The following is a 10,448-nucleotide window of genomic DNA, read 5'->3' on the forward strand; positions in this document are numbered from 1 at the left end:
GTGCTGTGCTCGACATTTTTTATCTTCATTCAGTAAATTAATTTTGTACCGAAAGCGAAGCGTCGGCTACAATTACGCCAAGGTGAAATTGATTAGGTCAGGAAAAAATACATACTACAAGAGGTATTAAGTCTCGATTAATGTGTTATAGAACAATGAATTTCGTAATTTTATCCTCTAAATGATTCTATTTGCGTAAGGTGTGAGAAAAGTCACATCGGAAAACAGGCTTTTTTGCTAAAATATAGGTGATTATACAAAGGGGGGTATTATAGATGAAACCTATAGTAGCAGGAGTAGCGGGGACAGTGTTGTTAGCGGGTACACTTTTTGTGGGAGCAGTCATTAGCGACAAAATTTTAGGGGATGCAGAAAGCAAAGAAGCCGCTGAACAAACAAAAATACCAGCAACAGCAGCTGCTCAGTCAGTTGTCTATGCGCCACCAAGTATTGAAGAAGTACCAGATGGACCTATGAAGGAAGCAATATTATATGGTCATGAGCTTGTCAATAATACACATGTTGCTGCAGAAGAATATGTTGGGAATCAATTATCTTGCACAAGCTGTCATGCAGGGGCAGGTTATGATGAGCAAGTTTCGTCATTAGTAGGTGTTATGGCGAATTATCCCCAATATATCGCGCGCTCAGGTGATATTGTAACGATTGAGGAGCGTATTAATGGTTGTATGGTGCGCAGTATGAACGGTAAGAAGTTTGACATGAATAGCAAAGAGCTAGAAGCGATGGTCTCATACTTCGCCTATATTTCAGAAGGTGTACCGATCGGGGCAGAGCGTGAATGGGTAGGTACAAGTACAATGAAGGACATTCCTATACCGGATGTTAAGAACGGTGAAGAAGTATATGCCCAGTCTTGTATCGCTTGTCACGCGGGTGATGGTTCAGGTACTGGTGCTAATACAGGTCCGGCATTATGGGGTGAAAAATCATTCAATGATGGAGCGGGTATGGCAAGAATGTCAAAAATGGCTGGCTACATTCAAAATAATATGCCAGTCGGTGCAGCTGGTACTTTGACAGATCAAGATGCCGCTGATTTAGCAGCCTTTATTTTATCGCAGGATCGACCTGAGTGGGCAAATCATAATAAAGATTGGCCAAAAGGCGGACGTCCTAATGATATTATGAATAAAGAAAAACGGGAACAAGTTAAAAATGGCACAATAAATTGGGAGAAAGTGCTTTCTGCTAATTAAAATGAAAGGGATGCTGCAAATTAGCGGCATCCCTTTCGTGCTATTTAAAATTGTAAGCCGTGACAATTTTATCTCTGTTAGTTGTCGTATCTGTGAAGTATTCATACAAGCAAATACCGAGGAAGGAGCCAGCAACATTAAAGACATTAGAGAAACCATTATTCTGGAGGGCCATTACAGCATTGTAGCTTCGCTGGCCAGATCGGCAATGTACATAAACTGGTCTATCTTGTGGAATCTCATTCAAACGTTCACGGAGCTCACTTAACGGAATATTATGCGCATGAATGAGATGACCCGCCTCGAATTCATTTCTTTCACGGACATCTAAGAAATAGGCGTTATTTTCAATGAGACCTCTAACCTCGTCAACTTTTACTTGTTTATAATGACCGTATAATTGGTTTTGAGCAACGAGTGCTGCTAAATTAACTATGTCACGTGCGGTGCTAAACATTGGAGAATATGATAGCTCTAGCTCTTTTAAGTCTTCTAATGTGCCATCCATTGTGATCATAGTTGCAATAACGTCGATGCGTTTGTCGGCATTACCTTTTCCAATCGCCTGCGCTCCAAGAATCTTCCCAGTGGGCACTTCGTAAACAAGCTTAAAATGAAGTGGATTACTATTTGGCATTAAACCAACTTTATCTGGTGCAATCAAATACACGCTTTTTGCTTGGAAGCCATGTGCGAGCGCTGTTTTTTCATTTAAGCCCGTTGTGGCACACGTGTAATCAAAAATTTGCACGCTTGAAGAGCCGATAACTCCTTTGTTTTGTTGGGGTATATTGTACATATGATTAGCTGCTGCTCGTGCTTGTCGTTGCGCTGGACCTGCTAGTGCCAGGCGCGTTTGTTTATGAGTTAGCTGATGGAATACTTCTATAGCATCGCCCACAGCGTAAATAGAAGGATCGGATGTTACATAATTAGCATCAACTTGAATGCCGCCGAGTTCACCTATTGCCAGTCCGGCTTCATTCGCTAAAGAGGTTTCGGGACGAACGCCGATAGCTAATACGACAGCCTGTGCTTTCAATTGTTTACCGGAACTCAATTTTACATAATCTGCTGTAACCTTAGCTAGACCATCATTGACGATGACATTAATTCCTTTATCCATCATTTCTTTGTGTAATATTTGTGCCATATCATAATCAAAGGGCATCATGATTTGTTGACTAAATTCAACGAGTGAGACATTAAAACCGGCAAGCTGTAAATTTTCTGCAACCTCGACACCTATAAATCCGCCACCGATGACAGCAATATCCTGTATGTCATCGCTCTGGATATAACGATTTAAACGGTCTATATCCACGACATTACGAACAGTAAAAACGTGTGAAGAATGAACGCCATCCAAGTTTGGAACAATTGGACCCGCACCAGGAGATAACACTAACGTATCGTAGCTTTCTGCATACTCAGTGCCGGTAGTTAAATCCTTTACAGTAATGCTTTTTTCTTTTCGATTAATATGTAAAACTTCTTGATTAACACGAGCTTTAATTTTGTATTTTGATTGAAAGGCTTGTGGTGTCATTAAGATTAATTTGTCGCTGTTATCAACAATTCCACTTAGGTGAAATGGTAAAGAGCAATTTGAGAATGAAACGTTCGGTCCTTTTTCAAACATTATAATCTCAGCCTGTTCATCGAGGCGACGAATACGCGCAGCGGTCGAGGCACCACCTGCGACACCACCAACTACTAAAAATTTTTTACTCATGTGTAAGCACATCCTTTTCTTGTAGTATACATACAGGGGTATGTTGTGTATAAATCAAAAGTTTTCTGGCGTTAACAATGAATAAAATTGTGGATAACTATTGATTTAAATAGATGATATACCCTGTTAGGTATTTTATCAACAAAAATTACTGATTAAAAATCGTTGTAAGTGGATAAATACTAAAAAAGTAAACAAATAGACAAAATTTTGGGGATAAACCTAGGAGTAAAAGAAATTAAGTACCCAGATTTGGTTATCACTAAAATTGGGGATGACAGTCGGGACGGAAATGAACCCGCGTTAGGATGATGAGCCTTAGATTTGTTATACTAGCAATATTAGGAAGTAGCATCGGAGGTGACGCTGTTGATTTTTTTGAAATTTTTAATCCAAATCATTGTTGTATCAGGGCTTATTTATTTTGTCAGTGGTCGATTAATTGGTTCAAACATTAATTTTATGCGTAGGGTTCTTTCTGTAGTCATTAGTGTGACGCTAACGTCCTTTGTTTATTGGTATACCTATTTACGCCATACAGATTTTTTATATGAACCGATGATGCAAACCGTGACAGAGGTCAGTACACTTATTTGGATTGGTAGCATGCTACTCATTTCGATGCTGCTCTATCTTGTTTTTGAGCTTTTCGATTCAAGTGGTATTACAGCTAGAGATGGTCGAAATGGGAAAAAGAATTTATTCTTGCGTATTCGTAGCTACTGGCGACAACAAAAGCGCTTACGTCAGGTGTTTAAAATAGCTGTAACAAATGGCGTTGTTCAAACAATCAAATACGCAAGACAACGAGAAAATGAAAAGGAGCTTGCCGTTGCTTTAAGGGTAACTTTGGAGCAATGTGGTGGGATATTTATTAAATTTGGTCAGGTACTTTCTACACGTAAGGAACTATTTTCGCCTACCTTTATTGACGAGTTAGAGAGGCTACAGGATAGTGTGAAGCCTCTACCGTCAGAGCAGGTAACGCAAATTTTAGAAGATTCACTTCCGAAGCCTTTGAATGAAATTTTTGCAAGCTTTCAAATGGAACCTATTGCGGCAGCATCTATTGGACAAGTTCATAAGGCACGATTGAAAAATTTTGACGAAGTCGTGGTGAAGATACTGCGTCCAGAAGTGAAGGGATTCATGCGAGACGATCTTGAAATTTTAGAGGAATTTGCTAATTGGCTTTCTAATAAATCTACATGGGCTGAGTCACTTGGTTTTCGAGAGCTTGCTAAAGGATTTGCAGATGGGTTACGCGAGGAAATTCATTTAGATATTGAGGCTCGTAATACATTGCAGGTGACAAATGCTCTTGCCAAAAGCGAATATAAGGTGAGGATTCCTAAAATCTATACAGAATATTATAATGAAAATGTTATTGTCATGGAATATGTACGGGGGAAAAGTGTTGCTAATGCTGCTGCTGAATTTAACCGAGTAGAATGTGATCGTAAGCTGTTTGCGCGGACTGTTTTATATTCCTTCTTTGAGCAGATGCTTCTTTCAGGTATCTTTCATGCAGATCCGCATCCAGGAAATATTCATATTGATGAGACGGATGGCACACCGATACTGCTTGATTTTGGAGCTGTTGGCCGTTTGGGAGCTACTCAACAAGAGGGCTTAAAGCTATTTTTAATGGGGATTCAGCTAAATGATTCAAGTATTTTATATGACGGCTTAACACTATTGGTTGAAAATGCTGATCATGCAGACCGTGCAAAGATGGAGCAAGCCATTGATCAAATTCTCTTGAAAATCTCTTACGTGGATCGGATTCCAACAGAGGAATTGATACATGCGTTATTTACAGTTGTTCGTGATTTCGGTCTTGCTTTCTATCCCGCAGTAGGTTTAGCGCTGCGTTCCTTAGTAACATTGGATGGCACATTACGGGTAATTGACCCAAGATTTGATATTTTTACAGAAGCGAAAGATTTTTCATCCGCATATATGCGAGCATCCTTCCTGAAGCCATTTAAAGAACCGATGGCAACAAAGGAACGTTTACAAGAAGAATTATCTATGCTTATTCCGACATTGCGCAAAATGCCAAGACGAGTTGACCAACTTATTCAACGGATAGAGAGTGGGAAAATTATCTTACATCACGATGTTTTTTCGGATGAGGATAATGCTCGTTTTATTACCAATCTGTTTTCCCGTTTCGTCTTGCTCCTCGTTGGTATTACCTTTGGCATTATTTCTGTAGCACTTTTAGCAATCTCACAATTTATTCATGACACGTACGCTGTTTACTTAAATACAGCCGCATACTTAGGATTATTTTTGTGTGCCATTCTTTTAGTACGTCTTTCTATCCAAGCGTTGCGTTCTATGAAGCAATAGAAGCGCTTGTTTATGGATACACATTATTTATAGGTAGGGGAAATGTTCCCTTACCTTTTTTTATATTAAAAATGTTCTCTAGAAATATTACAAAAACATTACAAAACAAAGAGTGGGTCTGTTGGTAAAGTAGTTATAATCGTTGATATGTAGAATAAAACGTAATTTTGTAGAATTTATTAGAATTTACATGAATATTACAAGAATGTTGCGAGTTTTACTAAACCATTAAAAAGGCGCGAAATAGTATAAAAGTTATGCTAATAGTGCTAGACTTTAAAAGGCTAATAAAATATAAGATTAAATAAAAGAATCGTTCCAATGATTACATTAAAATTCTAAGGACGAAATTGACTAGTGAAGGGGAAGAATAACGTGGGTAAGCGCAATAAATGGCGTAAGTCGATGGTGCTAGCATTAGCACTAGCTGGCGGCTTATTATTTAATACAGTTCAACCAACCGTAGTGCACGCAGAAGAAACATCTCAACAAATGATGGATAAGAAAGCTAAAATAGATACAGAGGTTAAAAAGCTACAAGAAGAATTAACTAAACTACAAAAAGAGATCGATGAAAAAGTAAAAGTATTTAACAAAGTACAAGCAGATATTAAAGAAGTTGATGCAAATATTGTAGATACTAAAAAACGTATTGAGCAACGTTCAGCGATTTTAAGTGATCGTATGGCTGCATACCAAGCTCAAGATAATACTGTGGGCATTTATTTAAATGCTGTTCTTGAATCAAAAAGCTTTGCAGATTTAATGGACCGTGTCGTAGCGGTAAAAACATTAATGGATGCTGACCAAGAATTAGTAGATCAACAAGAAGCGGATAAGGCTAACTTAGAGAAACAAAAAGCAACATTAGATGAAAAACAAAAAGAGCTTCAAAAGCAATTCCAAGAGCTTCAACAAAAGGAAAGCGAAATGGAAGTAAAAAAAGCTGAAAATGAAGCGAAATCTCTTGCATTAAAGGCACAAATTGCAACGAAGCAAGAAGAAGAGCGTTTAGAAGCAGAACGTAAAGCAGCAGAGGAAGAGGCAGCTCGTTTACGTGCACTTCAAGCAGCTACTCCAGTTGTACAAGCAACAAACAACAATAATAACAATAACAGTGACACTAACACTAACACTAACGATAATAGCAACAGCAATAGCAACGCTAACAATAGTAGCAAAGCTAACAATGTAAAATCACCACAAAAAGTCGTTGTTGGTTCTGGATCAGGCACTGCATCTTCAGGTGATGCTATTTCAACTGCGAAGCAATTCCTGGGTCGTAGCTATGTTTGGGGCGGTAGTAACCCATCGACAGGATTCGACTGTTCTGGTCTTGTGCAATGGTCTTACAAACAAGCAGGCGTATCTTTACCACGTACAGCATCACAACAATATTTAGCAACACAACGTATTTCAGCAAGCGAAGCACGTGTAGGCGACCTAGTATTCTTCAGCTATGGTTCAGGTATAGCGCATGTAGGTATTTACTTAGGAAACAACACGATGATTGATGCTCAAAATAAAGGTGTTGTCATTGAATCACTTGATTGGTGGAATCAATATCTAGTAGGCTTCGGTCGTATTTAATAAGCCTTACTATTATATAGACGATTTAAATTAGCAAAAAGGTTATCTTTGTAAAAGAAATTACAAAGATAGCCTTTTTTATTATTTGACGGTATTGGAGATTAACCTTAAAAACCATCTGATTAAAATATAGCTAAGATCCTATGAGTAAACCTATCAGGCAAACAGATGTGGTTATCCATTAATTTAGGCTCGACTACTCGACCAATAATGAGTAAAATAACTTCTAAGATGAATAAATTTACATAAGTAGATATATTTACTACTATAGTCCCGGTTACAAAAATGATAGTGGAGCCGAGAAAAGCAATTACATCAATTATTCATATTATGATTGTCATCGTTATTGCGTATTTTACTTGTATTAAATCGAAGGCTAATAAGTGTGTGATACCTCCAATAAAAAAAGCTAACAAGTAAAGTATGTCTTCATACAGCTAAAAGAAAGGATTCCTTGCATATTGAACCTCACTTCTGATAATTTTGAAATATACAATTAGGGATCTTGCTTTGAAATTATAATTATTTGAGACTTTTATTTTGTAGTAGCAAAGTAACGAATGATGGGAAATGAGAAAACACTTACAAGTGCATTATTTTTTTTCGTTCTGAAACAATAAAGGTAGGGATGAATCATGGAAAAAGAGATTTTGCAACTTTTTAGTAATTTAACAGAGCGTGACCGTGATATTCAATACAAATCATACGAAGAATTATTGAAAATTATGCAGGAACCAGTTGATTGGACATATTCAGTTTGGGAACAACTTGTTCAGACACTTACATACAAAAATGGCCATGTGCGTGCAAGTGCTGCACAATTTTTATGCGCATTGGCAGCAAAAAGTGATCCTGAAGAAAGAGTATTAGAGGACTTCTTAAAGGTTTGGGCAGTAACGTATGATGAAGAAACAGTAACTGCGAGGCATACTTTACAGGCAATTTGGAAAATAGGCTTAGCAGGGCAGGTACAAAGAGATTTAGTCGTATCATATTTGGCTAAAAGGTATCAAACATGTTTAGACGAAAAGCATCCGACATTAATACGCTATGATATTATTGTATCCTTTAAAAAGCTATTCGATGCAACGAATGACCCAAAACTACTAGACATTGCACAGCGTTTAATTGAGGAAGAGAAAGATGTTAAATCCAAAAAGAAATATAAGACTGCCATCCGGTAAAAGTTATTTGGCTAATTTTCCGCAAATTCTCTCGTTAAGAGATCGTTTTTATAACGTATTAAAAAATAAAATGCTTTACTCTATGAAGCATAACAAATATCTGCACGAGCAGGATGAATACCCATGAGGGCAGTGAATATATCCGTGTGCATAAGGTAATACCTGCATGATTTTTATCCATCGTCATTTGTTTATTCTAAATTCCACAGCTATTTTTTCCTATCAATCTATGTTAAACTGCATTACAAGTGAATAATTCTTGCAGAATAAGGGTGCTGAACTATAGCATAATCGGGAATTCGGTGAAAAACCGAAGCTGTTTCCGCAACTGTAAGTACAGGAATCATAAAGATATACCACTGTCGAATTATTCGATGGGAAGGTTTTTTATGACTCACAACGTGATTGAATGAACTGTACAAGCCAGGAGACCGACCTTTGTTTGAACGTATAGATAACTCTTCGGAAGCTAGGAGAATATGCGGCAAATACATAGGCTATGTCGTATCTAGGCGACACTATTTATGTTATTTTTCGTTGTTTCCATAGAAGTGGGAACAACGTTTTTTTTATGTACACTTATAATTCACCTAATGTAAGCCGAGGTGTTAATAAAGTAAGAATTTTTCACGAAGGAAAGCGGGGACTTAGATTTGAAAAAAGATGCACGTTATTCTTGTTATCCATTTATGCGTGAAAAGGCATCGACAGTAGATTTTGAAATTCGAACGGATAGCCTAACAACACATATTGGTGTAGCAATGGCGGCGGTGAAAAAAGAAACGGTAGAGGTAGTAGCAGATGATTTGCTAGCCATTTTGCCAATGGCTTACCATGTAAATGGCTCAGTCCGAGGTAAATTAGCAGTAACCGAAGATGATTTGACTTGGCTAAGTGATCGCTATGATTTCTATGTTAGTCATGTTAAGGATGAAATACAAAACTTTGTATTACCTCAAGGAACAGAGGCGTCTACTGCATTACATTTATGCCGTAGTGAAGCGAAAAAATCTTATCGCGTTTTGCACAAAGTGTCTGAAGAACGCGAAGTACCAGCTATTCTCTTTGATTATTTAGGATTGCTAGCCAATGTATTGTTTGTAATGGCTGTCTATATGAATCAGATTGCTGGTATTGCTGAAATACCGTTTATTAGTAAGTCATACCCGATGAAAAAGAAAAAGGAGAATCAATGAAATGAAGAAAATGTTTAAGCTACAATGGCTTTCTGTGCTGATGCTGGCCCTCGTATTAGTTGGCTGTGGGGCGAAAGAAGATACGAATAAAGAGACTGCTTCTAAAGAAGATCAACAAGTTGAGAAAACTAGTTATAAAGTTAAGGATGACCGTGGCGTAGAAGTAGAGTTTGCTGCAGTACCTAAAACTATTGTTTCCTTACAACCGAGTAATACAGAAATTTTATTTGCTCTAGGTGTTGGCGATAATATCGTTGGTGCAACAGAATTTGATACGTACCCAGAAGAAGCACAAAAAATTGAGCGCGTTTCTAATTCTACAATATTCAATAGTGAGCGTATTTTAGCCCTAAAGCCAGATGTTGTTATTGCCTATACAACAGGAGGCGATGAAGAAAATTTAAATGCTTTAAAAGGTCTCGAAGATGCGGGTATTAAAGTATTTGCCATTCAATCAGCTAAATCATTTGATGATGTCTATGGGGATATCGAACAAATCGCAACAGTTATGGGAATCAAAGATAAAGGCGACAAGTTAAATGCAGATATTAAAGCTAAAATTGTTGAAGTCCAAGAAAAAGTTAAAGATGTGAAAAAACAAAAAAATATCTACTTAGAGATTAGTCCAAAGCCAGTCATCTATACAGCTGGTTCTGATACATTCCAACAAGAGATTTTAAATGCTGCACATGTGAACAACGTTTTTGCTGACCTTGAAAGCTGGGCACAGGTATCTGAGGAAGATGTCATTGCGAAAAATCCAGAAGTCATTTTAACAACAGTAGACAATGTGAAAAACTCAGCGGAAGAAATTCTTTCTCGTGATGGATGGAATTCAATCACGGCCATTCAAAATAAAGCTGTTTACTATATTGATACTGATATTTCAAACCGTCCAGGTCCACGTATTGGTGAAGCTGTTGAGTTAATAGCAAAAGCGGTATATCCTGAGTCATTTAAATAGTTTATATCGAAAAATAGTATTTTGGAGCTGTCCTTTATCAAGGGCAGCTTTTTTTATGGATAAGAAGGAGACTTACTACGCTTGGATGAAAAAGTAATCGGGAAAGGTGGATAACTGCTCCGCTTGTGTGGGAAAGTGATCGGGTAGAGTGGATAACTGCTCCGCTTGTGTGGGAAAGTGATCGGGTAGAGTGGATAACTG

The 10,448-nt window shown here is 37.7% G+C and carries 7 protein-coding genes and 1 riboswitch; of the genes, 6 read left to right on the plus strand and 1 reads right to left on the minus strand.

Annotated features, from left to right (window positions below):
- Nucleotides 1–275: 275 nt before the first annotated feature.
- The gene (locus ACFCYJ_RS06715) at nucleotides 276–1,220 is read left to right on the plus strand and encodes a c-type cytochrome (protein WP_376072367.1); all 945 of its coding nucleotides are present in this window, start codon (nucleotides 276–278) and stop codon (nucleotides 1,218–1,220) included.
- Between the two features lie 40 nt (nucleotides 1,221–1,260).
- On the opposite strand, the gene ACFCYJ_RS06720 is transcribed toward ACFCYJ_RS06715, so the two are convergent.
- The gene (locus ACFCYJ_RS06720) at nucleotides 1,261–2,955 is read right to left on the minus strand and encodes an FAD-dependent oxidoreductase (protein ID WP_376072370.1); all 1,695 of its coding nucleotides are present in this window, start codon (nucleotides 2,953–2,955) and stop codon (nucleotides 1,261–1,263) included.
- Between the two features lie 369 nt (nucleotides 2,956–3,324).
- On the opposite strand from ACFCYJ_RS06720, the gene ACFCYJ_RS06725 reads away from it, so the two are divergent.
- The 5 genes from ACFCYJ_RS06725 (at nucleotide 3,325) to ACFCYJ_RS06745 (ending at nucleotide 10,247) form a co-directional block, all read left to right on the plus strand.
- Nucleotides 3,325–5,313: an ABC1 kinase family protein gene (locus ACFCYJ_RS06725; RefSeq protein ID WP_376072372.1), complete on the plus strand. Its 1,989-nt coding sequence runs from the start codon at nucleotides 3,325–3,327 to the stop codon at nucleotides 5,311–5,313.
- A gap of 357 nt (nucleotides 5,314–5,670) precedes the next feature.
- Nucleotides 5,671–6,903, plus strand: a complete 1,233-nt coding sequence (locus ACFCYJ_RS06730; RefSeq protein ID WP_376072374.1) for a C40 family peptidase — start codon at nucleotides 5,671–5,673, stop codon at nucleotides 6,901–6,903.
- A gap of 635 nt (nucleotides 6,904–7,538) precedes the next feature.
- Nucleotides 7,539–8,087 (plus strand): hypothetical protein, encoded by a 549-nt coding sequence (locus ACFCYJ_RS06735; protein WP_376072377.1) that lies wholly within the window; start codon nucleotides 7,539–7,541, stop codon nucleotides 8,085–8,087.
- Between the two features lie 252 nt (nucleotides 8,088–8,339).
- A riboswitch (cobalamin riboswitch) is annotated at nucleotides 8,340–8,541 on the plus strand.
- A 199-nt stretch (nucleotides 8,542–8,740) separates the two neighbouring features.
- Complete coding sequence (locus ACFCYJ_RS06740) at nucleotides 8,741–9,283, plus strand: hypothetical protein (protein WP_376072379.1); 543 nt, start codon at nucleotides 8,741–8,743, stop codon at nucleotides 9,281–9,283.
- 1 nt (nucleotide 9,284) lies between these two features.
- The gene (locus tag ACFCYJ_RS06745; RefSeq protein ID WP_376072381.1) at nucleotides 9,285–10,247 is read left to right on the plus strand and encodes a helical backbone metal receptor; all 963 of its coding nucleotides are present in this window, start codon (nucleotides 9,285–9,287) and stop codon (nucleotides 10,245–10,247) included.
- Nucleotides 10,248–10,448 lie beyond the last annotated feature (201 nt).

The organism is Lysinibacillus sp. NPDC056232 (assembly GCF_042267565.1).
Taxonomy (GTDB): domain Bacteria; phylum Bacillota; class Bacilli; order Bacillales_A; family Planococcaceae; genus Lysinibacillus.